This window comes from Pseudomonas entomophila, from assembly GCF_023277925.1.
Classification (GTDB): Bacteria; Pseudomonadota; Gammaproteobacteria; order Pseudomonadales; family Pseudomonadaceae; genus Aquipseudomonas; species Aquipseudomonas entomophila_D.
In genome coordinates this window covers 5,437,897-5,460,809 of the sequence record NZ_CP063832.1, presented here as the reverse complement: position 1 = coordinate 5,460,809, position 22,913 = coordinate 5,437,897, and the positions used below count along the sequence as shown (strand labels likewise).

Genomic DNA, 22,913 nt, shown 5'->3' with positions numbered 1-22,913 from the left:
GGCAACACAAGGTGATCGATGTGGTGAAGAAGACGCTGTTCCAATTGCACTGGTTCTTTGGCATCACCGCAGGCCTGGTGCTGGCGCTGATGGGCATCACCGGTGCCATCTGGTCGTTCCAGGAAGAACTGCTGCGCGCATTCAATGCCGACGTGCTCAAGGTCGAGGTGCGCCAGGAAGGCGTGCTGCCGCCAGCTGAACTGGTGGCCCGAGTGGAGGCCGCGCAAGGCGACACTGTCTCGATGCTCTGGGTGGATACCCGCGAAGGCAACGCCGCGCGGATCTTCTTCATGCCCGCGCCCGGCGAACGACGCGGCGAACTGCGCTACGCCGACCCGTACACCGGCGAACTCAAAGGCGAGGTGGCCGGCCTGGGCTTCTTCAACCTCATGCTCAACCTGCACCGCTTCCTGGCCATGGGCGACACTGGCCGGCAGATCACCGGTGCCTGCACCCTGATGCTGATCTTCTTCTGCCTCTCAGGCCTGTACCTGCGCTGGCCACGCCAAGCCCTGAACTGGCGGGCCTGGCTGGCCCTGGACTGGGCGAAGAAAGGCCGTGCGTTCAACTGGGACCTGCACGCGGTGTTTGGCACCTGGTGCCTGCTGTTCTACCTGCTGTTCGCCCTGACCGGGCTGTTCTGGTCCTATGAGTGGTATCGCGAAGGCCTGAATACACTGCTGGCCGACAAACCTGCAGCCGGTGAGCAGAAGCGCGCTGAAGGCCGTGGTGGCCGCCATGGCCCGCCCAAGGCCGACAAGAACACACCACCGCGGGTGGTCGACTACGACGCCATCTGGGCCAACCTGAAAGAGGCTGCCGGCCCTGGGTTGTCGACCTACAACCTGCGTCTGCCGCCCACGGGCGGACAACCAGCGACCCTGTTCTACCTGCTCGAGGGCGCCGACCACGAGCGCGCGTTCAACACCCTCACCCTCGATCCAGCCACCGGCCAGATCAAGCGCCACGAGCGGTATGCCGACAAATCGTTCAAGGCCCAGCTGCTGCAAAGCGTCTACGCCCTGCACGTGGGCAGCTACTTCGGCCTGCCAGGGCGAATCATCGTTACCCTCGCCAGCCTGACCATGCCGCTGTTCTTCGTCACCGGCTGGCTGCTGTACCTCGACCGTCGCCGCAAGAAACGCCAGGTACGCGCCGCCCGCGGTGCGGTGGACGGCACCGTGAACAATGGCGACCGCTGGCTGATTGGCTTCGCCAGCCAGAGCGGCTTCGCCGAGCAACTGGCCTGGCAGAGCGCAGGCCAGTTGCAGGCTGCCGGGTTGTCGGTGCAGGTACGCCCGCTGGCGCAACTGGATGAAGCACAACTGCGCCAGGCCAACCGCGCGCTGTTCGTGGTCAGCACCTTCGGTGACGGCGAGGCGCCGGACAGCGCCCGCGCCTTCGAGCGTAAGGTGCTGGGCCAGCCCTGGGCGCTGGAGCACCTGGACTACGCCCTGCTCGCCCTGGGCGATCGTCAGTACCCGCACTTCTGTGGCTTCGCCCGGCGCCTGCAGGCCTGGCTCGCTGAACGTGGCGCCAGCAGCGCCTTCACCCCGGTCGAGGTGGACAACGCCGACCCCGCCGCGCTGCAACGTTGGCAGCAGGAACTGGCCCAGCTGACCGGCGCCCGCCCGGTGGTCGCCTGGCAGCCTCCGAGTTTCGACAACTGGCGCCTGACCCAACGAACGCTGCTCAACGCTGGCAGTCAGGGTGCCCCTGTGTACCTGCTGGGCTTGCTGCCACCGGTACCCGTGACCTGGGAAGCGGGAGACCTGGTGCAAATCCTGCCACGCCACCGCCAGGAACGTGTCGACGCCTTCCTGACCGGGCTCGGGCTGCCTGCTGCAAGCCCCGTGCAAGTGGACGGTTTGAACGAAACCCTCGCCCAGGCCCTGGCCAGCCGCCAATTGCCGCAGAGTCGCGAACATCTGGTTGGCCTGCATGCCCAGGCGTTGGTCAATGCGCTGATCCCGCTGGCAGCGCGCGAGTACTCGATCGCCTCCATCGCCAGCGATGGCATGCTGGAACTGATCGTGCGCCAGGAACGTCACCCCGACGGCAGCCTGGGCCTGGGCTCAGGCTGGCTGACCGAGTACCTGCCACTGGATGGCACGGTGAACCTGCGCTTGCGGCGCAACAGTGGTTTCCACCTGCCCCTGGCGCCCGCCCCCATGCTGCTGATCGGCAATGGGACTGGCCTGGCCGGGCTGCGTAGCCTGCTCAGGGCACGTATCGCGGCCGGCGAGCAACGCAACTGGCTGCTGTTCGGTGAACGCAACCAGGCCCATGACCTGCTGTGCGGGGACGAGCTGCAAGGCTGGCTGCGCGGTGGCGACCTGCAGCGGCTGGACCTGGCGTTTTCACGGGACCAGGCGCAAAAGGTCTATGTGCAGGATGTGCTGCTGCAGCATGCCGCCGAGTTCAAGCGCTGGGTCGACGAGGGCGCATGCGTGTATGTCTGCGGTAGCCTGCAAGGTATGGCCGCAGGCGTAGATGCAGCGATAGGCGCGATTCTGGGGAACGATGCCGTGCAACAGCTGATCGAGGATGGGCGGTATCGGCGGGACGTGTACTGATCTTGTGACTGTTCGCCGGCAAGCCGGCTCCTACAGGTCATATGCCTTTGCAGGAGTCGGCTTGCCGGCGAACCGCTTCAATGCAATTCGAAGGTATCGGCATCCAGGTTCGCCGGGAATCGAGCACGATAAGCCGCCAGTTCCGCCGCACTCAGCACCACGGTGAACACCCCGTCAGCCTCCCCCGCGCTCAACAGGCTCTCACCCTGGAAGTCCAGCACCTGGCTGTCGCCGGAATAGGCGAAACCCTTGCCATCGGTGCCCACCCGGTTCACCGCCGCCACGAAGCACAGGTTCTCGATGCCCCGCGCCGGCAGCAGGCGGTTCCAGTGCAGGCGCCGCGCCGCCGGCCAGTTGGCGGTGTACAGCAGCAGGTCGGTGTCCTGGGCATCGCGGCTCCACACCGGGAAACGCAGGTCGTAGCAGATCAGCGGGCGCACGCGCCAGCCCTTGATCTCGAACTGCACCTGGCGCTCACCGGGGGTGTAGTGCTTGTGCTCACCGGCCATGCGGAACAGGTGGCGCTTGTCGTAATGCAGGATCTCGCCATCGGGCCGCGCCCACAGCAGGCGGTTGCGGTGGCTGCCATCGGCGGCCTGGATGATCACGCTGCCAGTGATCACCGCGTTGGCTTTCTTCGCCTGGGCCTTGAGCCACTTGTAGGTGGGGCCGTTCTCCGGCTCGGCCAGGCTTTCGGACTCCATCGAGAAACCGGTGGTGAACATTTCCGGCAGGACCACCAGGTCCACCTCGCCGGCCTGCTTGATCAGTTCATCAAAATGCGCGTAGTTCGCCTCGCGGTCGTGCCAGGCCAGGGTGGTCTGCACCAGGGCGATTTTCAGGTTCGGCAGTTGGCTCAGATCGCGCATAGTTTCTCCGCTGCCTGTCGCAGCGTCTCCTCACGTTTGGCAAAGCACAGGCGCACCAGGCGTTGCTCGGGGATAGGGTGCTGGTAGAACACCGAGACCGGGATACTGGCCACGCCGTGCTCACGAGTCAGCCACAGGGCCATGTCGACATCGTTCAGGTCGGGCCGGATCTGCGAGTAGTCCACCAGTTGGAAATAGGTGCCCGGCGTGCGGGTAAACGTGAAGCGCGAACCCTGCAGCAGGTCGCAGAACAGGTCGCGCTTGGCCTGGTAGAAGGCCGGCAGTTCATCGATATGCTCGGGATGCTCGGCCATGAAGTCGGCCAGGGCGCATTGCAGGGGCGTCACCCCGCAGAAGTTGACGTACTGGTGCACCTTGCGCAGCTCGGCGCTCAATGCCGGTGGCGCGATCACGTAGCCGGTCTTCCAGCCGGTGACGTGGTAGGTCTTGCCGAACGAGCTGACGACGAAAGCACGCGCGTACAGCTGCGGATGGGCCAGCACGCTTGCATGGCGCACGCCATCGTAGATCAGGTGTTCGTAGACCTCGTCGCTGACCAGGTAGATGTCGCGGTCAGCGATCAGCGTCGCCAGGTGGTCCAGGTCATCGCGACTGATCAGCGCGCCGCTGGGGTTGTGTGGCGAGTTGAGAATGACCATGCGCGTGCGTGGGCTGAGCGCATCGCTGAACGTCTGCCAATCGATGCTGAAGCTGCCGTCGCGCAGCGGCACATGCACACAGCGCCCGCCGGCCAGTTCCACCGATGGCTCGTAGCTGTCGTAACTGGGGTCGAAAACGATCACTTCATCACCGGCTTGGACCACCGCCTGGATGGCGCAGAAGATCGCCTCGGTGGCACCGGGGGTAATGGTCACTTCAAGGTCGGCGTCAACGCTCACGCCATACAACCGGGCGACTTTCGCGGCCACCTGCTGACGCAAGGCCGGCAAGCCGGTCATGGGCGAGTACTGGTTGTGCCCGGCGGCCACATGGCGGCCAACGGCATCGAGCAAGGCCTGGGGGCCGTTGAAGTCAGGGAAGCCCTGGGAGAGGTTGAGCGCACCGGTCTGCATGGCCAGTTGCGACATGGTGGTAAAGATGGTCGTACCGACATTCGGCAGTTTGCTGCGGATCATGGAGCCCTCTTTCCTGGGGTGTGTCCGGCACGGGGGTTGGGTCCGAGCATAGCGGATCGAGCAGTCAGGAAAAAGGCTGAAACACTAGGGGGATTGCCCTGGGTCAAGGAGGGTTCGCCGGCAAGCCGGCTCCTGCGTAGGAGACGGCTTGCCGGCGAATGGCCGCGCCGATTACTTGCGCTTGTCGCGGCGCTTCTTCTCGGCCTTCTTGTGGTGCGACATCAAGCGGCGCTTCTTGTTGACCTGGCGATCGGTGAGGGTGTTCTTCTTGCCCTCGAACGGGTTGTCGCCGCCCTTGTACTCGATGCGGATCGGCGTGCCGACCAGCTTCAGCACCCGGCGGTAGGTGTTCTCCAGGTAACGCGAATACGAGTTGGGGATCTTGTCGGTCTGGTTGCCGTGGATCACGATCAGCGGCGGGTTGGCACCGCCCAGGTGGGCGTAGCGCAGCTTGATGCGACGGCCGTTGACCAGGGGTGGCTGGTGCACGCTGATGGCGTCTTCCAGAATCTGCGTCAGGCGGCTGGTCGGCCAGCGGGTGACCGCCGACATGAACGCGGCCTGCACCGACTTGTACAGGTGGCCCACACCAGTGCCGTGCAGCGCCGAGATGAAGTGGATGTCGGCGAAGTCGACGAAGAACAGCCGGCGCTCCAGCTCGGTCTTCACGTAGTCACGCTCGCCCGGCTCCATGCCATCCCACTTGTTCAGGGCGATGACCACGGCGCGACCCGCGTCCAGGGCGAAGCCCAGCAGGTTGAGGTCATGGTCGACCACACCTTCGCGGGCGTCCATGACAAAGATCACCACGTTGGCGTCCTTGATCGCCTGCAGCGTCTTCACCACCGAGAACTTCTCGACTTCCTCGTGGATCTTGCCGCGCTTGCGCACACCTGCGGTGTCGATGAAGGTGTACTTCTCGCCATCGCGCTCGAACGGAATGTAGATACTGTCGCGGGTAGTGCCTGGCTGGTCGTACACCACCACGCGCTCTTCACCGAGCATGCGGTTGACCAGGGTCGACTTGCCCACGTTGGGGCGGCCGATGATAGCGATCTTGATGCCATCCTTCTCGCTCGGCCCAGGGATGCGCGTCGCTTCCTCGCCTTCGGCGACGTCCTCGTCGAGGGCGTCCTCGACCGGGTCGCGCGGAATGTGGCCGAGCACGGCCTCCATCAGCGCGTTGATGCCACGGCCTTGCGAGCCGGCCACCGGAATGGCGTTGCCCATGCCCAGCGGCGAGAACTCGGCGCGGGCGACGTCGGCGTCGATGTTGTCGATCTTGTTGGCAACCAGGATCGCTTCCTTGTTCCGCTTGCGCAGGTGCTCGGCGATCATCTGGTCGGCGGCGGTCATGCCGGCACGGGCATCAACCAGGAACAACACGTAGTCGGCTTCTTCGATGGCCATCAGCGACTGCTCGGCCATCTTCTCGTCCATGCCCACTTCGTCACCGGTGATGCCACCGGTGTCGATGAGGATGTAGGAACGACCCTGCCAGCTGGCGTCGCCGTACTGGCGGTCACGGGTCAGGCCCGACAGGTCGCCGACGATGGCATCGCGGGTCTTGGTCAGGCGGTTGAACATGGTGGATTTACCGACGTTCGGCCGGCCCACCAGGGCGATTACGGGAACCATGCGGCTCTCCACTCTTGAATTCTTGAAAATGCAAAGGCCGCTGCAGAGCAGCGGCCGGTGTACGGGCGGCGTCGAATACGCCGCTGCCTGAGCCGTTGACGGTCTCAAGCTTAGCTTCAGCGGATGGTCAGTGCCTCGAGCTTGCCGCTGTTGCCGAAGACATAGATGGTGTCGCCGACCACCAAGGGGCGGGCGCGCAGGCCATCACTGTCGATACGCTCACGGCCGACGAAGCGGCCATCGACCTGGCTGAGCAGGTGCAGGTAACCCTCGAAGTCGCCGACAGCCACATAGCTGGAGAACACTTCCGGTGCCGACAGCTGGCGGCGAGCCATGGTGTCGTTGCTCCACAGCGCGCTGGACGAACGCTCGTCGATACCCTCGACGGTGCCCGACGCCTCGCTCACGTAGACGTTGCCGAAGCCCTGGGCGACACCCACGTAGCTGGAGGCATCGCGCTGCCACATCACACGGCCGCTCTCCACATCCAGGCCCGCGACGCGGCCCTGGTAGGTGCTCACGTAGAGGGTGCCACCGGACAGCAGCAAGCCACCGTCGATGTCCACCACCCGATCCAGCTCGGAACGGCCCTGCGGGATGGCCACGCGGCTTTCCCACACCGGCACGCCGTTGCTGATATCGACCGCCACCACCTTGCCGGTGGACAGGCCGGCCACGGCCAGGCGGTTGGTCACCACTGGCGCACCGGTACCGCGCAGCGTCAGCACCGCCGGGGTGTTTTCGTAGATCCAGCGACGGTCGCCGGTAGCGGCGTCGAGACCGATCAGACGGTCGTCCTGGGTTTGTACCACCACCACGTCGCCGTTGTTGGCGGGCGGTGCCAGCACTTCGCTGGTGACGCGGGAACGCCAGCGCTCCTCACCGGTGCTGGAATCCAGGGCGATGACCTCACCCTTCAGCGTGCCCAGCATGACCAGGCCGTAGCCGACGCCCACAGCGCCGGAAACCGGCAGCTCGAGGTCTTTCTTCCACACCACGTCGCCGTCGAGGCGGTTCAGCGCGAAGACCTTGCCGGTGACATCAGCGGCGTAGATGCGGTCGTTCTCGATGGCCGGTACCAGGGTGTTGTACGTCTCGCCCTGGCCGTCACCGATCGAACGGCTCCACTGCTTCTTCAGCACCACTTCCTCGGTGAACTTGGTCAGCTCGGCCGGGGGCAGTTCCTTCTTGCTGTTGCTGCTGCAACCCGCCGCCAGCACGGCGAGGGTGAGCACTGCTGCTTGTTTCCAACCCTTCACTTCAGGCGTCCCCTTTGGCCAGGTCATCCAGCTTCAGTTGCAGGCCACCGATCGCGGCGTCGTCGGACAGCGCGGCCTTGGCTTTTTCGTAGGCGCTGTGCGCGTCGTCGGCGCGGCCCAGCTGTACCAGCAGGTCGCCCTTGAGCTCCTCGCGGCTGGCGAGGAAGGCCTTGTCGGTGTCGCCGTCGAGCAGCTTCAGTGCGTCTTCGGCCTTGTCCTGGGCAGCCAACACACGGGCCAGGCGCTGGCGCGAGATCTCGCCCAGGGTGGCGTCGGCCGGTTTGTCCATCACGCCTTTCAGTTCGCTGGCCGCGTCGTCCAGCTTACCGCTGTCCACTGCCACTTTGGCGACGAACAGGCTGCCGTACTGGGCGTAGGCGCTGCCGCCGAACTCGCTCTTGAGCTTGCCGGACAGTTCAGCAACCTTGCTGGCGTCAGGCTGGCCGCTCGGGGTCAGCGAGGTTTCCAGCAGGGCCTGATACAACGCCGAGGCGCCTTGCGACTGGTTGGCCTGGTACTTGTGCCAGGTCTGCCAGCCCATCACCACCACGCCAGCCAGCAGGGCGCCGGTCAGCAGCGGCTTGCCGTTGCGGTTCCACCAGTCCTTGGCCGCTGCCAGGCCATCATCATCGGTACTCGACACCCCAATACTCCTATTCGCCTATTCGTTGTTGAACCGCGTCACGCCTGGGCGATCGCGGTTTCCAGGTGCGCGGCAAGCGCATCCCAGGCAATGTTCTGTTGTTCGCCCTGACCACGCAGGGGCTTGACGCCGATTTCTTGCTTGGCCAGTTCGTCATCGCCCAGGATCAGGGCGAACAGCGCGCCGCTTTTGTCAGCTTTCTTGAACTGGTTCTTGAAATTGCCGCCACCGGCATTGACCGCCAGGCGCAGGTTCGGCAGACGATCACGCAGTTGCTCGCTGATCTTCAGGCCAGCCAGCTCCGCCTGCTCACCAAAGGCGCACAGGTAGACATCGATGGTACGGCTGATCGACTCAGGTACCTGGCCCAGGGTTTCGATCAGCAGCAGCAGGCGCTCGATACCCATGGCAAAGCCAACGCCAGCGGTCGGCTTGCCGCCCATCTGCTCGACCAGCCCGTCGTAGCGGCCACCGGCGCAGACAGTGCCCTGGGCACCGAGCTTGTCGGTGACCCACTCGAACACCGTCTTGCTGTAGTAATCCAGGCCGCGTACCAGCTTGGTGTTGATCACGAATGGGATGCCAGCAGCATCAAGACGGGCCTTCACGCCATCGAAGTGCACGCGGGACTCTTCGTCCAGGTACTCTTCGAGCTTCGGCGCGCCCACCAGGGCGGCCTGGGTGCCTTCGTTCTTGCTGTCGAGGATACGCAGCGGGTTGCTCTTCAGGCGGCGCTGGCTGTCTTCGTCCAACTGATCAATACGCTGGGACAGGAATTCGACCAGTGCATCACGATAACGCGCGCGGGCTTCGCTGGTGCCCAGGCTGTTGAGCTCCAGAGTCACCGCATCCTGAATACCCAACAACGCCCAGAGGCGCCAGGTGAGCATGATCAGTTCGGCGTCGATATCCGGGCCGGCCAGGTTGAACACCTCGACACCGATCTGGTGGAACTGACGGTAGCGTCCCAGTTGTGGGCGCTCATGGCGGAACATCGGGCCCACGTACCAGAGTTTCTGCACCTGGCCATTACCGATGATGCCGTGCTCGAGCACTGCGCGCACGCAAGCGGCGGTACCTTCCGGGCGCAAGGTAAGCGAGTCCTTGTTGTCCTGGAAGGTGTACATCTCCTTCTCGACGATATCGGTAACTTCACCGATCGAGCGCTTGAACAGCTCGGTGAACTCGACGATCGGCGTGCGGATCTGGCTGTAGCCGTAGCTGTCCAGCAGGCCGGCCACGGTGCCCTCGAAATAGCGCCACAGCGGCGACTGATCGGGCAGGATGTCGTTCATGCCACGGATGGCTTGCAGCGATTTGCTCACGAGTAGTCCTTACGAATTCTGTGTATCAGCCACGGGCGATCAGCGCCGCGTCGGCCTCGGCCTTCTCGGCCGCTTTCTGGCGGATGAGCTTCTCCAGCTCATCGACCAGGTTGTCGTTGTTCAGCTTCTGCGATGGCTTGCCGTCGATGTAGACCAGGTTCGGGGTGCCGCCGGTCAAGCCGACGTGCGACTCCTTGGCTTCGCCCGGGCCGTTGACCACGCAACCGATCACCGCCACATCCAGCGGCACCAGCAGGTCTTCCAGGCGCCCTTCCAGCTCGTTCATGGTCTTGACCACATCGAAGTTCTGCCGCGAGCAGCTCGGGCAGGCGATGAAGTTGATGCCACGGGAACGCAGGTGCAGCGACTTGAGGATGTCGTAGCCTACCTTCACTTCTTCGACCGGGTCGGCCGCCAGCGAGATGCGGATGGTGTCACCGATACCCTCGGCCAGCAGCATACCTAGGCCGACGGCGGATTTCACCGTCCCCGAACGCAGGCCACCGGCTTCGGTTATCCCTAAGTGCAGCGGCTGGATGATCTGCTTGGCCAGCAGGCGGTAGGCCTCGACGGCCATGAACACGTCGGAGGCCTTGACGCTGACCTTGAAGTCCTGGAAGTCCAGGCGGTCGAGATGCTCGACATGACGCAGCGCCGACTCGACCAGCGCGGCGGGCGTGGGTTCGCCGTATTTCTTCTGCAGGTCTTTTTCAAGCGAGCCGGCGTTGACGCCGATGCGGATCGGGATGCCACGGTCACGGGCGGCGTCGACCACCGCGCGCACGCGGTCTTCGCGGCCGATGTTGCCCGGGTTGATACGCAGGCAGTCGACGCCGAGTTCAGCCACGCGCAAGGCGATCTTGTAGTCGAAGTGGATGTCGGCGACCAGTGGTACGCTGACCAGCTTCTTGATCTTGCCGAACGCCTCGGCGGCGTCCATGTCCGGTACCGAGACACGCACGATGTCCACGCCGGCATCGACCAGGCGCTGGATCTGCGCCACGGTGGCGGCGACATCGTTGGTGTCGGTGTTGGTCATGCTCTGCACCGCGATGGGGGCATCGCCACCCACCGGCACATTGCCGACCCAGATTTTGCGGGATTCGCGACGTTTGATCGGAGATTCGCCGTGCATGACTTACTGTCCCAACTTCAGGCGAGCGGTTTCGCCACTGGTGAACGGGGCGACATCGACCGCCTGGCCGTTGTAGCTCACCTGGGCGCCACGGGCGAAGCCCAGGCGCACCGCGAACGGTGGCTTGCCGGTCAGTTCCAGGCTGTCGCCCTTGCGCTTGATGGCGCTGAACAGCACCTTGCCGTTGCCATCTGTGACCTGGGTCCAGCAATCGGCGGTGAACTGGATGTGTACGTTGCCACTACCGGCCGCGGCCGGCGCGGCTTCGGCAGTGGGTGCCGGAGCAACCGGGACGGGCGCGGTGGCCACCGGAGCGGCAGGCGCTGCCGGAACAATCGGCGTCGCGGCGACGGCCGGCGCTTGTGGCGCAGCGACAGGTGCGACCAGCGCAGGTGCGGCAACAGGTGCCGCAGGCGCCTCGGCGGTGCTGGCCGGTGCCTGTTCGCTGGCAGCCGGCTCAAGTGGCAGCGCTTCGCTTTCTGGCTGTTGACCTTCGCTCACGGCCTGGTCTTCCGGCTCGTCCAGCGGGTGGATCTGGGTGGTGCCGTCGGCGCTTTCGACCTCGACATGCTCCAGGGCGATCTTGGCCAGGTCCTTGCCGCGCAGGCTGGTGTTGTCCTGCCACCAGAGGAAGCTGCCACCGACCACGGCCACCAGCAGCAACAGGCTGACCACGCGCAGGATGTTGTGGGACAGGCGCACCGGCTCTTCGATGCGGCCCAGGGCATGCACTTCGCTGCCCTTGGCATGGGTGCCGGTGATCTGGTCGAAAGCCTCGACCAACGGTGCCTGGTCCATGTCCATCAGCTTGGCGTAGGCACGGATGTAGCCACGGGCGAAGGTGTGCCCCGGCAGCTTGTCGAAGGCGCCGTTTTCCAGGTTGTTCAGCGAAGATACCGTGAGATTGAGCTTGCGAGCGACCTCGGCCTGGCTCCAGTCCCGTTTCTCGCGGGCCTGGCGCAAGACGTCACCGGGGTTCTGGCGAGTCGCTGCTGCTACTTCAGTGTGCGCGGCTTTCATCGTTGCTCCGACAGGTATTGCTGATATTCCGGCGTACCGGGATAAAGTCGTTGTAATTGCTGGCCCAGGCGAGCCGCGTCGCCCCGGTCGTCGAGGGCGCGGGCCAGGCGGCTGCCCAGCAGCAGGCTGCGGGCATTCTGGTCGCTCAGTTGGCTGAATCGATCGTAGTAGTCCCGGGCCGGCACATAATGCCTGTTTTCGTAGGACAACTCAGCCATTTCGAGCAAAGCCTTCGGTTGCCGCTGATTGAGCCGAAGGGCTTTCTCCAGATAATCGCGGGCCTGCTCGCCCTGCCCCAGCTTCAGGGCCGTCAACCCCAGGTTCTCGTAGACCCGGGAGCGTTCAGGATACAGGGTATCGGCGGCAGCTTGGCGGAACATTGCCTGGGCTTCGCCAAAGCGGCCCTGAGCATATAGGAAACTGCCGTAGTTGTTGCGGATTCGTGTGTCGCCCGACCGTATGGCCAGCGCTTTCTCAAAGTGCCGGTCGGCAAGCATGGGCTCGCCTTCTGCCTGGAACACCAGAGCCAATGCCGCGTGGGCATCGGCATCGCGCTCGTTCAAAGCCAGGGCCTTGCCCAGCGGTGCCTTGGCCTGCTCGGTCAAACCTTGTTGCAAATACCCAAGCCCCAACTGCACGTAGGCCAGCCCGGCCTCTTCACGCCCCTGGCGGCTGGCCAAGGGACCGCTCGCGCCGCCGGACACGCAGCCAACCAGCAGCGAAAGCGTGAGGATCGACAGCGCGGCGCGCAGGGTCATGAGTGCTGTGCTCGTCAGGGGCGCGCGGCGCTGTCTTGCGGCTCATCCGCGAGCTGGCGCACGGCAATGTAGCGCTCGCTGCGGCGGGTACGGTCGTTGACCTGGCCCACCAGTTGACCACAGGCAGCATCGATGTCGTCACCGCGGGTGGTGCGGGTGGTGACATTGAAACCACCGTGGTGCAGCAGGTCTTGGAAGCGACGGATGGCGTTGTTGCTCGGTCGCTCGTAGCCCGAGTGCGGGAACGGGTTGAACGGGATCAGGTTGATCTTGCACGGGACGTCGCGCAGCAGCTCGATCATCTGCGCGGCGTGCTCGGGCTGGTCGTTGACGTCCTTGAGCAGGGTGTACTCGATGGTGAGCACGCGCTTGCCGCCGAGCGTGGACATGTAGCCCATGCACGATTCCAGCAGCATCTTCAGCGGGTACTTCTTGTTGATCGGCACCAGCTTGTTGCGCAGCTCATCGTTGGGAGCGTGCAGCGACAGTGCGAGCGACACGTCGATGTGCTTGGCCAGCTCGTCGATCATGGGCACCACGCCCGAGGTGGAAAGCGTGACGCGACGCTTCGAGATGCCATAGCCCAGATCTTCCATCATGATCTTCATGGCGGCGATGACATTGTCGAAATTCAGCAGGGGCTCGCCCATGCCCATCATGACCACGTTGGTGATGGCGCGGTCGATCTTGGCCGGGACGGTCCCGAAGGATTTATTGGCAAGCCACACCTGGCCGATCACTTCGGCGGCGGTGAGGTTGCTGTTGAAGCCTTGCTTGCCGGTGGAGCAGAAACTGCAGTCCAGGGCGCAGCCGGCTTGCGACGATACGCACAGCGTACCGCGGTCGTCGGTGGGGATGTAGACGGTCTCGACGCAACTGCCGGAGGCAACGCGAACCACCCACTTGCGGGTGCCGTCGGCGGAAATGTCTTCGCTGACCACTTCCGGGCCCCGAATCTCGGCAACAGCCTCGAGCTTTTCGCGCAAGACCTTGCCGACATTGGTCATGGCGGCGAAATCATCGACGCCAAAATGGTGAATCCATTTCATCACCTGCCCGGCGCGGAAGCGCTTCTCCCCGATTGAGTCGAAGAACTGTTCCATTTCCGCCAGGGTCAGCCCCAGCAGGTTGATCTTGCCAGTCGATGTCGTCATGGATTCACCCTCACACCCGTAAGCTTTCGCTTAGCGAGTGGTTACCTCGGTAGCTGCGAAGAAGTAAGCGATTTCGCGAGCGGCAGCGGCTTCGGAGTCCGAACCGTGAACGGCGTTGGCGTCGATCGACTCGGCGAAGTCGGCACGGATGGTGCCTGGAGCAGCTTCTTTAGGGTTGGTGGCGCCCATCAGCTCACGGTTGGCCAGAATGGCGTTTTCGCCTTCCAGGACCTGTACAACGACTGGGCCGGAGGTCATGAAGGCAACCAGGTCGCCGAAGAAGCCACGCTCTTTGTGCTCGGCGTAGAAGCCTTCGGCTTCGGCCTTGGACAGTTGCTTCATTTTCGAAGCGACGACGCGCAGGCCGGCTTTCTCGAAGCGAGTGGTGATCTCGCCGATGACGTTCTTGGCAACGGCGTCAGGCTTGATGATGGAGAAAGTACGTTGAACAGCCATGGAAAACTCCAGAATATTGAGTGTTGCGAAAAATTAAACCCGCGAATTATACGCGGGTTCCAGGGGATTGCCTAACCTGCAGCGTGCGCTCAGTCGGCTTCTTCGATCCAGGCCGCCTGGATGGCCTCGAGCACCTTCTCGCCGCCGCGCGACGGATCGTCGCTGAAGTCGGGCAGTGCCAGCACCCAGCGGTGCAGATCGACGAAATTCACGTAACGAGGATCGACCTCGGGCTTGCTTTCGGCAAGCTGGATGGCGATCTCAAGTACATCAATCCATTTCAGGCTCATACTGGGCACCCTCAGTGCGGCGCTTCGGCGGCGTGGTTGAGCGAGTATTTGGGGATCTCGATGGTGAGGTCCTCATCACCGACAATCACCTGGCAGGCCAGGCGCGACTGCGCTTCCAGGCCCCAGGCCTTGTCCAGCATGTCCTCTTCGAGCTCATCGGCTTCCTCGAGCGAGTCGAAGCCTTCGCGCACGATGCAGTGGCAGGTGGTGCAGGCGCACACGCCGCCACAGGCGCTTTCCATCTCGATGTGATGCTCGTGGGCCAGCTCCAGGATGTTGGTACCCGGCTCCACTTCAACCACCAGCCCATCCGGGCAGAACTTCTCGTGCGGCAGGAAAATCACCTGGGGCATCGGTTACTCCTCGATCTCATTCAGGTTGCGCCCGGCCAGTGCGGCTTTGACCGTCGAATCAAGGCGACGGGCGGCAAATGCATCAGTCACCTGCGACAGACGCTTGGTCTGCTGCTCGATGGCGGCGCCATCGGTGCCGGTGAGCAAATCACGCAATTCTTGCATCTGGAACGCAATGGCCTCGCGCTCATCATCGCTGAGCAGGCGCTCGCCATCGGCGTCCAGGGCGCCCTGCACCGCTTCGAGCAGGCGCTCGGCGTCGACTTGGTGCTCGCGCAGCTGACGGGCGTGCTTGTCGGCGCCGGCATGTTCAAAGGAGTCCTTGAGCATGCGGGCGATCTCGCCGTCGGTCAGGCCATAGGAGGGTTTGACCTGGATGCTCGACTCCACGCCCGAGCCCAGTTCGCGGGCCGAGACGCTGAGCAGGCCGTCGGCGTCGACCTGGAAGGTGACGCGGATCTTCGCCGCGCCAGCCACCATGGCCGGGATACCGCGCAGCTCGAAGCGAGCCAGCGAGCGGCAGTCACTGATCAGTTCGCGCTCACCCTGCAGCACGTGGATCATCATGGCCGACTGGCCATCTTTATACGTGGTGAATTCCTGGGCGCGCGCCACCGGAATCGTGGTATTGCGCGGGATCACCTTCTCCATCAGCCCGCCCATGGTTTCAAGGCCGAGCGACAACGGAATGACGTCAAGCAGCAGCAGCTCACCACCTTCGCGGCGATTGCCGGCCAGCGTATCGGCCTGGATCGCGGCGCCGATGGCGACCACCTGGTCCGGGTCGATGGAGGTCAGCGGGGTACGGCCAAACAGGGTACCCACCGCCTCGCGCACACGCGGCACACGGGTCGAACCACCGACCATCACCACCGCACCGACCTCCTCCAGCTCGATGCCGCTGTCGCGCACGGCGCGTCGGCAGGCCTTGAGGCTGCGGGCGATCATCGGTTCGATCATGGCTTCGAAGGCGGCACGGGTCAGCTCGCCCTGCCAGGCGCCATGCCGGACGCTGACCGCGTCACGGTCGGTCAAGGCTTCCTTGGCCGCGCAGGCGGTCTGCAGCAGCAGGCGCTGGGTAGCCGGGTCGAGGTCGGCGGACAAACCGGCCTGCTCGATGATCCAGCCAGCGATCGCGTGATCGAAGTCGTCACCGCCCAGGGCCGTGTCGCCACCGGTGGCCAGCACTTCGAAGACACCAGCGCTCAGGCGCAGGATGGAAATGTCGAAGGTGCCTCCACCCAGGTCGAAGATCGCCACGACGCCTTCGGCGTTCTGGTCCAGGCCATAGGCCACGGCTGCCGCGGTCGGCTCGTTGAGCAAGCGCAGGACATTGAGACCGGCCAGCTTGGCGGCATCCTTGGTGGCCTGGCGCTGGGCGTCATCGAAATAGGCAGGCACGGTGATCACCGCACCGACCAGCTCGCCACCGAGGGTTTCCTCGGCGCGCTGACGCAGCACCTTGAGGATGTCGGCAGACACTTCCACCGGGCTTTTCGGCCCCTGGACGGTGTCGATGAACGGCATATGCGACTCGCCGCCGACAAAACGGTACGGCAGTTGCTCGCCCAGTTGCTTGACGTCCGCCAGACCCCGCCCCATCAGGCGCTTGACCGACAGGATGCTGTTGAGCGGGTCGCTGGGAGCGGCCTCGCGCGCAGCCAGGCCGACTTCAGTGGCGCTGTCGAGGTAGCGCACGGCGGACGGCAGGATGACATTTCCCTGCGCATCGGGCAGCGGTTCGCTGCGCCCGCTGCGAACAGCGGCGACGAGGGAGTTGGTGGTGCCCAGGTCGATGCCCACCGCCAGGCGGCGCTGGTGCGGCTGGGGGCTCTGACCGGGTTCGGCGATCTGCAGTAGGGCCATGCTTTTCTGAGTACCTTAGGCGTCGTCACGGCAACGCCGGGATTAATCGTCGAGGCGCTCTTCCAGTTGGCGCACTTCTTGGGCGAGCTTGTCGAGGAACTGCATACGGCGCATCAGGCGTTCGGCCTTTTCGCGCTGGGCTGCGTCATCCCAACAGTCGGCGAAGTCATCGTTCAGCGTGTCCTGGGCGACTTTGAGGCGCTTCTTGAACACACCGACACCATCCAGGTCGGCCTCGTCCTGCAGTTCCTCGAGCTCTTCGCGCCACTGCATCTGCTGCAGCAGGAAGTCCGGGTCGTGCACGGTGACTTCCTGGGGCACTTCGTGGCCACCGATGGCCAGCAGGTAGCGGGCGCGGCGCGGCGCGCTGCGCAAGGTCTGGTAGGCGTCGTTCAGCGCGGCGGACTTTTCCAGGGCGACCCGCTGCTCGCGCTCGGAGGCGTCGGCGAAACGGTCAGGATGGACCTCGCGGGCCAGTTCGCGGTAGCGAACGGCCAGCTTGTCGAGGTCCAGGCGGAAGGCCGGCTGCAGGTCGAACAGGGCGTAATGGCAAGGAGTACCCACGTCAAGCCTCAGACATTGAAGCTTTCGCCGCAGCCACACTCACCGCGCACGTTGGGGTTGTTGAACTTGAAGCCTTCGTTCAACCCTTCCTTGACGAAGTCCAGCTCGGTGCCGTCGAGATAGACCAGGCTTTTCGGGTCGATGATGACCTTCACGCCATGGTTCTCGAACACCTGGTCTTCTTCGGCGAGCTCATCGACGAACTCCAGCACGTAGGCCAGGCCCGAGCAGCCGGTGGTGCGCACGCCCAGGCGAATGCCCTCACCCTTGCCGCGCCCGTCGAGGGAGCGGCGAATGTGGTTGGCGGCGGCTTCTGTCATGCTGATAGCCATCAGAACTCCTTACCTTGCGTCAGGCGACTCAGATCAAGCCTTTCTTCTGCTTGTAATCGCGAACAGCGGCCTTGATGGCATCTTCGGCGAGTACGGAGCAGTGGATCTTGACCGGCGGCAACGCCAGCTCTTCAGCCAGCTGGGTGTTCTTGATGGTCTCGGCCTCGTCAAGCGTTTTGCCCTTCATCCACTCGGTGGCGAGGGAGCTCGAGGCGATAGCCGAACCGCAGCCATAAGTCTTGAACTTGGCGTCTTCAATGACGCCCTGCTCGTTGACCTTGATCTGCAGGCGCATCACGTCACCGCAGGCCGGGGCGCCGACCATGCCGGTACCGACATCCGGATCGTCAGCGTTCATCTTGCCGACGTTGCGCGGGTTTTCGTAGTGGTCGATGACCTTTTCACTGTATGCCATGGTGCAATTCCTTCCTCATCAGGGAGCCGCTCTTGCCGGCGACTGCTTAGTGGGCGGCCCACTCGATCTTGGAGATGTCGACGCCGTCTTTGTACATGTCCCACAGCGGCGACAATTCACGCAGCTTGTTGACCGCCTTGCAGACTTCCTGCGCGGCGTAGTCGACTTCTTCTTCGGTGGTGAAGCGGCCGAAGGAGAAGCGGATCGAGCTGTGCGCCAGCTCGTCGTTGCGGCCCAGGGCACGCAGGACGTAGGACGGCTCGAGCGAAGCGGAGGTGCAGGCCGAACCGGACGATACGGCGATATCCTTCAGGGACATCAGCAGCGACTCGCCTTCGACGTAGTTGAAGCTCAGGTTCAGGTTGTGCGGCACACGGGCGGTCTGGCTGCCGTTGACGTAAAGCTCTTCAAGATCGGAGACCTGCTTGAAGAAGCGGTCGCTCAGGGCCTTGATGCGCACGTTCTCGGCGGCCATTTCCTGCTTGGCGATGGCGAAGGCCTCGCCCATGCCGACGATCTGGTGGGTTGGCAGGGTGCCCGAGCGCATGCCACGCTCATGGCCACCGCCGTGAATGATGGCTTCCAGGCGTACCCGCGGCTTGCGGCTGACGTACAACGCACCGATGCCTTTCGGACCGTAGACCTTGTGCGCCGAGAACGACATCAGGTCGACTTTCAGCTTTTGCACATCGATTTCGACCTTGCCGGCCGACTGGGCGGCGTCGACATGGAACAGCACACCACGCGAGCGGGTCAGCTCACCAATGGCGGCGATGTCGTTGATCGAACCAACCTCGTTGTTCACGTGCATCAGCGAGACCAGGATGGTGTCGTCACGCAGGGCGGCTTCGACCATGGCCGGGGTGACGATGCCGTCTTCGCCAGGCTCCAGGTAGGTGACCTCGAAACCTTCACGCTCGAGCTGGCGAGCGGTGTCCAGGACCGCCTTGTGCTCGATCTTGGAGGTGATGATGTGCTTGCCCTTGGTCTGATAGAAGTGCGCCACGCCCTTGAGCGCCAGGTTGTCGGACTCGGTGGCACCGCTGGTCCAGACGATTTCGCGCGGGTCGGCGTTGATCAGCTCGGCGACCTGGCGGCGGCCGTTCTCGACTGCCTCTTCAGCTTTCCAGCCAAACACGTGGGAACGCGAGGCCGGGTTACCGAAGTTCCCGTCGACCAGCAGGCACTCGGCCATCTTCTGGGCGACACGGGGATCGACCGGGGTGGTCGCGGAGTAATCGAGGTAGATCGGCAACTTCATTGAGTATCTCCTATCAGGCGGTGGCGTCGCTCGTCGCTGTAATCTCAGTCGACGGCGGACGTCTCAATCTTGTCCAGCTGGGCAATCCGGCCGGCAACACGGCGCAGGTCCTGGCGCTGGGCGACTTCCTGCACCTCGCGGCGCATGACGAGGTCGGCCAGGCTGATGCCGCTGAGGAATTCATGAATCTGCTGGCTCAGGTCGCACCACAGGTGGTGGGTCAGGCAGGTATCACCGGCATGGCAATCCCCCAGCCCCTGGCAACGGGTGGCATCAACCGATTCGTTGACCGCGTCGATGACCTGGGCCACCTGGATGGTTTCCATGCCGCGCGACAGCTGGTAGCCGCCGCCCGGGCCGCGAACGCTGGAAACCAGGCTACTGCGGCGCAGCTTGGCGAACAGCTGTTCCAGATAAGAGAGGGAAATGCCCTGGCGCTCGGAAATATCGGCCAAAGACACCGGCCCATGCTGCGCGTGCAACGCCAGGTCGAGCATGGCAGTCACGGCGTATCGGCCTTTGGTAGTCAGTCGCATGGCGTGTGGTTACCACGGGAGTTACAAGATGTGTGCGAGTATGCGATTCCCGAGCATTTAAGTCAACTATTAGACCTAGTGCTTTAGTCGGGTATGCATGCGGGAGGCGGGCGCGAGTGTAGCAGACAAGGGGCGCGAGCACACGCCCCTTGTGTCGGGCGGGCGGAATCAATGCGACTGAGTGTCGCCCTGCTTCATTTCGGTAAAGTCTTCGGCGGGCAACGCTGGCAGTTCCTTGGCACAGTAATCACTGCCCATCCTGGTCAGCGCGCCACACATCCCCTCCAACCGCTCGTCAACGGCCTGCAGGTGATCGAGCATCTGGCCGATGGCGCGCGCTACCGGGTCGGGCATGTCACCGCTGACGCCATACGCGTCGAAGCCGATCTTCTCGGCCATCGCCTTGCGCTTGGCCTCGACCGCGTCGCCTTCGCTCTTGACGATGATCCGCCCGGGGATACCAACCGCAGTAGCGCCGGCCGGCACCGCCTTGGTGACCACGGCATTGGAACCGATCTTGGCGCCGGCACCGACCGTGAACGGCCCCAGCACCTTGGCACCCGCGCCCACTACCACACCGTTTTCCAGCGTGGGGTGACGCTTGCCTTTGTTCCAGCTGGTGCCACCCAGGGTCACGCCCTGGTAGAGCGTGACGTCGTCACCGATCTCGGCGGTCTCGCCAATGACGATGCCCATGCCGTGATCAATAAAGAAGCGCCGGCCGATGGTGGCACCGGGATGAATCTCGATACCGGTCATCCAGCGACCGAAGTTCGACACCAGGCGCGCCAGCCACTTGAAGTCGCGCACCCACAGGGCATGGCCCAGCCGGTGCAGCCAGATCGCATGCATGCCGGGGTAGCAGGTCAGCACTTCAAAGGCGTTGCGCGCCGCCGGGTCACGATGGAAAACGCTCTGGATATCTTCACGCAGACGCTCGAACATCTGTTCAGTCCTTCCGTTTATGCGGCTCGCCCCGTGCGACTTTCTGGGTCTCGGTGAGAATGCCGCGCAATATGCTCATTTCCGGACGCTCGACCGAGCTTCGCCCATACAACCGGCGCAAGCGCGCCATCAGGTGCTTGGGTTTCTCGGGGTCAAGGAAGCCGATGTCCACCAGGGTTTTCTCCAGGTGGTCATAGAACAGCTCCATTTCGTCCATGGTCGCCAGCTCGCTGGCATCGACCTTCTCGACCTTGGTCGCCGCGCCCTGCCCTGCCAGCCAGGCCATGCGCACCTCATAGGAGAGCACCTGGACGGCGGCGGCCAGATTCAGCGAGCTGAAGTCGGGGTTCGAGGGAATGTGCACGTGGAAGTGACATCGCTGTAGTTCTTCGTTGGTCAGGCCGGCGTGCTCGCGCCCGAACACCAGGGCGATCTCTTCACCACCGACGGCATGCGCCACGGCCTTGGCCCCACACTCACGAGGGTCGATCAGCGGCCAGGGGATGCTGCGCTCGCGGGCACTGGTGCCCATGACCAGGCTGCAACCGACCAGCGCCTGTTCGAGTGTGTCGACCACCTGGACATTGTCGAGCACATCGTCGGCGCCGGAGGCTCGCGCCGAGGCCTCGGCAGAGGGAAACGCCTTTGGCTGCACCAGTACCAGGCGCGACAGGCCCATGTTCTTCATGGCACGCGCAGCGCCACCGATGTTGCCGGGATGGCTGGTATTGACCAGGACAACACGAATATTTTGCAGCAAGGTGTTGTGCTCTCGGATGCAGATAATATGGGGTTTCGATCTTACAGAACCGACCAGCGTAACGCCATGAAAGCAAATGTGACACTTCAGTCGTTAAAGTTTTCTGCTAGAATGGTCGGCTTTCTTCTTTAACATCTCCAGGTGACCTTCCCATGCAGCCTATGCTGAATATCGCCCTGCGCGCGGCTCGCAGCGCCAGTGAACTGATTTTCCGCTCCATCGAACGCCTGGACAGCATCAAAGTCGACGAAAAGCAGGCCAAGGACTACGTGTCCGAGGTTGACCGCGCCGCCGAGAAGGTCATCGTCGACGCCCTGCGCAAAGCCTACCCGAACCACTCGATCCAGGGTGAAGAAACCGGCCTGCACGCCGGCACCGGTGAAGAAGGCAAGGATTACCTGTGGATCATCGATCCGCTGGACGGCACCACCAACTTCCTGCGTGGCGTGCCGCACTTCGCCGTCAGCATCGCCTGCAAATACCGCGGTCGCCTTGAGCACGCCGTGATCCTCGACCCGGTTCGCCAGGAAGAATTCACCGCCAGCCGCGGCCGCGGCGCCCAGCTGAATGGCCGCCGCATCCGCGTCAGCTCGCGCACCAGCCTGGAAGGCGCGCTGCTGGGCACCGGCTTCCCGTTCCGTGACAACCAGATGGCCGACCTGGACAACTACCTGGGCATGTTCCGCGCCCTGACCGGCCAGACCGCCGGCATCCGCCGCGCCGGCTCCGCCAGCCTGGACCTCGCTTATGTAGCAGCCGGCCGCTTCGACGCCTTCTGGGAGTCGGGCCTGTCCGATTGGGACATGGCCGCGGGCGTGCTGCTGATCCAGGAAGCCGGTGGCTTGGTGAGCGACTTCAACGGTGGCCACGACTTCCTCGAGAAGGGCCACATCGTCGCGGGCAACATCAAGTGCTTCAAGGCTGTGCTGACCGCCATCCAGCCGCACTTGCCCGAGCACATGAAGCGCTAAGCGCCGACGCGATCACAAAAAAAGCACCCTCGGGGTGCTTTTTTTGTGCCTGTGTCCCGCACAGCCATTCTCTGCGGGAGCGGCCCGCAAACGGCTTACTGCCCAGGCGGGTTCTGGCTCAGGACCAGCTTGCCATTCTTGTCCAGCGGGATGGTCGAGCCCGGCTCATGATCCATCTTCACCTTGCCCACCTGGTCACCGATGGTATAGGTCACGTTGTAGCCAACGACCTTGTCACTGATGTCATTGACCGTGTTGCAGCGCGTCTGCGTGGTGGTGTAGGTGTCACGCTCCTGCATGCCTTCCTGCACCTTGTTGCCGGCATAGCCACCACCGACCGCACCGGCCACGGTGGCGATCTTCTTGCCGGTACCGCCGCCAATCTGGTTGCCCAGCAGGCCACCGGCGATGGCACCAACCACCGTACCGGCAATCTGGTGCTGATCCTTGACCGGCGCCTGGCGCGTCACGGTGACATCCTTACAGACCTCACGCGGCGTCTTCACCTGCTGCTTGATCGGCTGCACGTCGGTGACCTGGGCGTACTCAGGCCCCTTGTTCACCAAGCTGTAGGTCGCCACAGCACCTCCGGCGGTGACACCGACAGCACCCAGAACCGCACCCACCAGCATTGATTTATTCACGTGAACC

24 protein-coding genes are annotated in these 22,913 nt (G+C 63.8%); 2 read left to right on the top strand and 22 right to left on the bottom strand.

Going from position 1 to position 22,913, the window contains the following annotated elements; translation table 11 throughout:
* Positions 1–20 precede the first annotated feature (20 nt).
* Positions 21–2,576 (top strand): sulfite reductase flavoprotein subunit alpha, encoded by a 2,556-nt coding sequence (locus IM733_RS24210; protein ID WP_248918793.1) that lies wholly within the window; start codon positions 21–23, stop codon positions 2,574–2,576.
* A 77-nt stretch (positions 2,577–2,653) separates the two neighbouring features.
* Here IM733_RS24210 and IM733_RS24205 read toward each other — a convergent pair whose 3' ends face one another.
* The 21 genes from IM733_RS24205 to trmJ all read right to left on the bottom strand — a co-directional run bounded on the left by IM733_RS24205 (position 2,654) and on the right by trmJ (position 21,291).
* Positions 2,654–3,445: an amidohydrolase gene (locus IM733_RS24205; RefSeq protein WP_248918792.1), complete on the bottom strand. Its 792-nt coding sequence runs from the start codon at positions 3,443–3,445 to the stop codon at positions 2,654–2,656.
* Positions 3,433–4,581, bottom strand: coding sequence for a pyridoxal phosphate-dependent aminotransferase (locus IM733_RS24200; protein WP_248918791.1), 1,149 nt, complete (start codon positions 4,579–4,581; stop codon positions 3,433–3,435). Before IM733_RS24200 ends, IM733_RS24205 begins: the two co-directional genes overlap by 13 nt.
* Positions 4,582–4,752: 171 nt before the next feature.
* The gene (gene der, locus IM733_RS24195; RefSeq protein ID WP_011532351.1) at positions 4,753–6,219 is read right to left on the bottom strand and encodes a ribosome biogenesis GTPase Der; all 1,467 of its coding nucleotides are present in this window, start codon (positions 6,217–6,219) and stop codon (positions 4,753–4,755) included.
* A gap of 116 nt (positions 6,220–6,335) precedes the next feature.
* A complete protein-coding gene (bamB, locus tag IM733_RS24190) occupies positions 6,336–7,505 on the bottom strand; it encodes an outer membrane protein assembly factor BamB (RefSeq protein WP_086009437.1) in 1,170 nt (389 codons plus the stop codon).
* A complete protein-coding gene (locus IM733_RS24185) occupies positions 7,480–8,121 on the bottom strand; it encodes a tetratricopeptide repeat protein (protein WP_248918790.1) in 642 nt (213 codons plus the stop codon). The genes bamB and IM733_RS24185 overlap by 26 nt, the downstream gene beginning before the upstream one ends.
* A gap of 38 nt (positions 8,122–8,159) precedes the next feature.
* A complete protein-coding gene (gene hisS, locus IM733_RS24180; protein ID WP_248918789.1) occupies positions 8,160–9,446 on the bottom strand; it encodes a histidine--tRNA ligase in 1,287 nt (428 codons plus the stop codon).
* 25 nt (positions 9,447–9,471) lie between these two features.
* The gene (ispG, locus tag IM733_RS24175; protein WP_011532347.1) at positions 9,472–10,581 is read right to left on the bottom strand and encodes a flavodoxin-dependent (E)-4-hydroxy-3-methylbut-2-enyl-diphosphate synthase; all 1,110 of its coding nucleotides are present in this window, start codon (positions 10,579–10,581) and stop codon (positions 9,472–9,474) included.
* A gap of 3 nt (positions 10,582–10,584) precedes the next feature.
* The gene (locus tag IM733_RS24170) at positions 10,585–11,601 is read right to left on the bottom strand and encodes a RodZ domain-containing protein (protein ID WP_248918788.1); all 1,017 of its coding nucleotides are present in this window, start codon (positions 11,599–11,601) and stop codon (positions 10,585–10,587) included.
* On the bottom strand, positions 11,598–12,359 hold the full coding sequence (gene pilW / locus IM733_RS24165) for a type IV pilus biogenesis/stability protein PilW (RefSeq protein WP_248918787.1): 762 nt from the start codon (positions 12,357–12,359) through the stop codon (positions 11,598–11,600). The genes IM733_RS24170 and pilW overlap by 4 nt, the downstream gene beginning before the upstream one ends.
* 14 nt (positions 12,360–12,373) lie before the next feature.
* Positions 12,374–13,513 carry a 23S rRNA (adenine(2503)-C(2))-methyltransferase RlmN gene (gene rlmN / locus IM733_RS24160; RefSeq protein ID WP_011532344.1) on the bottom strand — a complete coding sequence of 380 codons (1,140 nt, stop codon included), beginning with the start codon at positions 13,511–13,513 and terminating at the stop codon, positions 12,374–12,376.
* A 30-nt stretch (positions 13,514–13,543) separates the two neighbouring features.
* Positions 13,544–13,969: a nucleoside-diphosphate kinase gene (ndk, locus tag IM733_RS24155; protein WP_248918786.1), complete on the bottom strand. Its 426-nt coding sequence runs from the start codon at positions 13,967–13,969 to the stop codon at positions 13,544–13,546.
* Between the two features lie 89 nt (positions 13,970–14,058).
* Entirely contained in the window at positions 14,059–14,259 is a 201-nt protein-coding gene (gene iscX, locus IM733_RS24150) for a Fe-S cluster assembly protein IscX (protein ID WP_011532342.1), read from the bottom strand.
* Positions 14,260–14,270: 11 nt separating this feature from the next.
* A complete protein-coding gene (gene fdx / locus IM733_RS24145; protein ID WP_134689986.1) occupies positions 14,271–14,612 on the bottom strand; it encodes an ISC system 2Fe-2S type ferredoxin in 342 nt (113 codons plus the stop codon).
* Positions 14,613–14,615: 3 nt separating this feature from the next.
* Positions 14,616–16,478, bottom strand: coding sequence for a Fe-S protein assembly chaperone HscA (hscA, locus tag IM733_RS24140; protein ID WP_248918785.1), 1,863 nt, complete (start codon positions 16,476–16,478; stop codon positions 14,616–14,618).
* 42 nt (positions 16,479–16,520) lie between these two features.
* Positions 16,521–17,042, bottom strand: coding sequence for a co-chaperone HscB (gene hscB, locus IM733_RS24135; protein ID WP_248918784.1), 522 nt, complete (start codon positions 17,040–17,042; stop codon positions 16,521–16,523).
* Positions 17,043–17,050: 8 nt separating this feature from the next.
* Complete coding sequence (iscA, locus tag IM733_RS24130) at positions 17,051–17,374, bottom strand: iron-sulfur cluster assembly protein IscA (protein ID WP_011532338.1); 324 nt, start codon at positions 17,372–17,374, stop codon at positions 17,051–17,053.
* A gap of 28 nt (positions 17,375–17,402) precedes the next feature.
* A complete protein-coding gene (gene iscU / locus IM733_RS24125; RefSeq protein ID WP_011532337.1) occupies positions 17,403–17,789 on the bottom strand; it encodes a Fe-S cluster assembly scaffold IscU in 387 nt (128 codons plus the stop codon).
* Positions 17,790–17,835: 46 nt separating this feature from the next.
* Complete coding sequence (locus IM733_RS24120; protein ID WP_011532336.1) at positions 17,836–19,050, bottom strand: IscS subfamily cysteine desulfurase; 1,215 nt, start codon at positions 19,048–19,050, stop codon at positions 17,836–17,838.
* A 44-nt stretch (positions 19,051–19,094) separates the two neighbouring features.
* Positions 19,095–19,586 carry a Fe-S cluster assembly transcriptional regulator IscR gene (iscR, locus tag IM733_RS24115; RefSeq protein ID WP_240066656.1) on the bottom strand — a complete coding sequence of 164 codons (492 nt, stop codon included), beginning with the start codon at positions 19,584–19,586 and terminating at the stop codon, positions 19,095–19,097.
* Positions 19,587–19,754: 168 nt separating this feature from the next.
* A complete protein-coding gene (gene cysE / locus IM733_RS24110) occupies positions 19,755–20,531 on the bottom strand; it encodes a serine O-acetyltransferase (RefSeq protein ID WP_248918783.1) in 777 nt (258 codons plus the stop codon).
* A gap of 4 nt (positions 20,532–20,535) precedes the next feature.
* Positions 20,536–21,291, bottom strand: coding sequence for a tRNA (cytosine(32)/uridine(32)-2'-O)-methyltransferase TrmJ (gene trmJ, locus IM733_RS24105; RefSeq protein ID WP_248918782.1), 756 nt, complete (start codon positions 21,289–21,291; stop codon positions 20,536–20,538).
* 152 nt (positions 21,292–21,443) lie between these two features.
* Here trmJ and suhB point away from each other — a divergent pair, with 152 nt between their 5' ends.
* Entirely contained in the window at positions 21,444–22,262 is an 819-nt protein-coding gene (suhB, locus tag IM733_RS24100) for a type III secretion system regulator SuhB (RefSeq protein ID WP_248918781.1), read from the top strand.
* A gap of 95 nt (positions 22,263–22,357) precedes the next feature.
* On the opposite strand, the gene IM733_RS24095 is transcribed toward suhB, so the two are convergent.
* Positions 22,358–22,906, bottom strand: coding sequence for a glycine zipper 2TM domain-containing protein (locus tag IM733_RS24095; RefSeq protein ID WP_248918780.1), 549 nt, complete (start codon positions 22,904–22,906; stop codon positions 22,358–22,360).
* Positions 22,907–22,913 lie beyond the last annotated feature (7 nt).

What these genes read in the sequence shown, in the direction of transcription:
- IM733_RS24205 (WP_248918792.1), bottom strand. Translation starts at nt 3,445, where the DNA reads ATGCGCGATCTGAGCCAACTGCCGAACCTGAAAATCGCCCTGGTGCAG.
- IM733_RS24200 (WP_248918791.1), bottom strand. Translation starts at nt 4,581, where the DNA reads ATGATCCGCAGCAAACTGCCGAATGTCGGTACGACCATCTTTACCACC.
- der (WP_011532351.1), bottom strand. Translation starts at nt 6,219, where the DNA reads ATGGTTCCCGTAATCGCCCTGGTGGGCCGGCCGAACGTCGGTAAATCC.
- bamB (WP_086009437.1), bottom strand. Translation starts at nt 7,505, where the DNA reads ATGACCTGGCCAAAGGGGACGCCTGAAGTGAAGGGTTGGAAACAAGCA.
- ispG (WP_011532347.1), bottom strand. Translation starts at nt 10,581, where the DNA reads ATGCACGGCGAATCTCCGATCAAACGTCGCGAATCCCGCAAAATCTGG.
- IM733_RS24170 (WP_248918788.1), bottom strand. Translation starts at nt 11,601, where the DNA reads ATGAAAGCCGCGCACACTGAAGTAGCAGCAGCGACTCGCCAGAACCCC.
- pilW (WP_248918787.1), bottom strand. Translation starts at nt 12,359, where the DNA reads ATGACCCTGCGCGCCGCGCTGTCGATCCTCACGCTTTCGCTGCTGGTT.
- rlmN (WP_011532344.1), bottom strand. Translation starts at nt 13,513, where the DNA reads ATGACGACATCGACTGGCAAGATCAACCTGCTGGGGCTGACCCTGGCG.
- ndk (WP_248918786.1), bottom strand. Translation starts at nt 13,969, where the DNA reads ATGGCTGTTCAACGTACTTTCTCCATCATCAAGCCTGACGCCGTTGCC.
- iscX (WP_011532342.1), bottom strand. Translation starts at nt 14,259, where the DNA reads ATGAGCCTGAAATGGATTGATGTACTTGAGATCGCCATCCAGCTTGCC.
- fdx (WP_134689986.1), bottom strand. Translation starts at nt 14,612, where the DNA reads ATGCCCCAGGTGATTTTCCTGCCGCACGAGAAGTTCTGCCCGGATGGG.
- hscA (WP_248918785.1), bottom strand. Translation starts at nt 16,478, where the DNA reads ATGGCCCTACTGCAGATCGCCGAACCCGGTCAGAGCCCCCAGCCGCAC.
- iscA (WP_011532338.1), bottom strand. Translation starts at nt 17,374, where the DNA reads ATGGCTATCAGCATGACAGAAGCCGCCGCCAACCACATTCGCCGCTCC.
- iscU (WP_011532337.1), bottom strand. Translation starts at nt 17,789, where the DNA reads ATGGCATACAGTGAAAAGGTCATCGACCACTACGAAAACCCGCGCAAC.
- IM733_RS24120 (WP_011532336.1), bottom strand. Translation starts at nt 19,050, where the DNA reads ATGAAGTTGCCGATCTACCTCGATTACTCCGCGACCACCCCGGTCGAT.
- iscR (WP_240066656.1), bottom strand. Translation starts at nt 19,586, where the DNA reads ATGCGACTGACTACCAAAGGCCGATACGCCGTGACTGCCATGCTCGAC.
- cysE (WP_248918783.1), bottom strand. Translation starts at nt 20,531, where the DNA reads ATGTTCGAGCGTCTGCGTGAAGATATCCAGAGCGTTTTCCATCGTGAC.
- suhB (WP_248918781.1), top strand. Translation starts at nt 21,444, where the DNA reads ATGCAGCCTATGCTGAATATCGCCCTGCGCGCGGCTCGCAGCGCCAGT.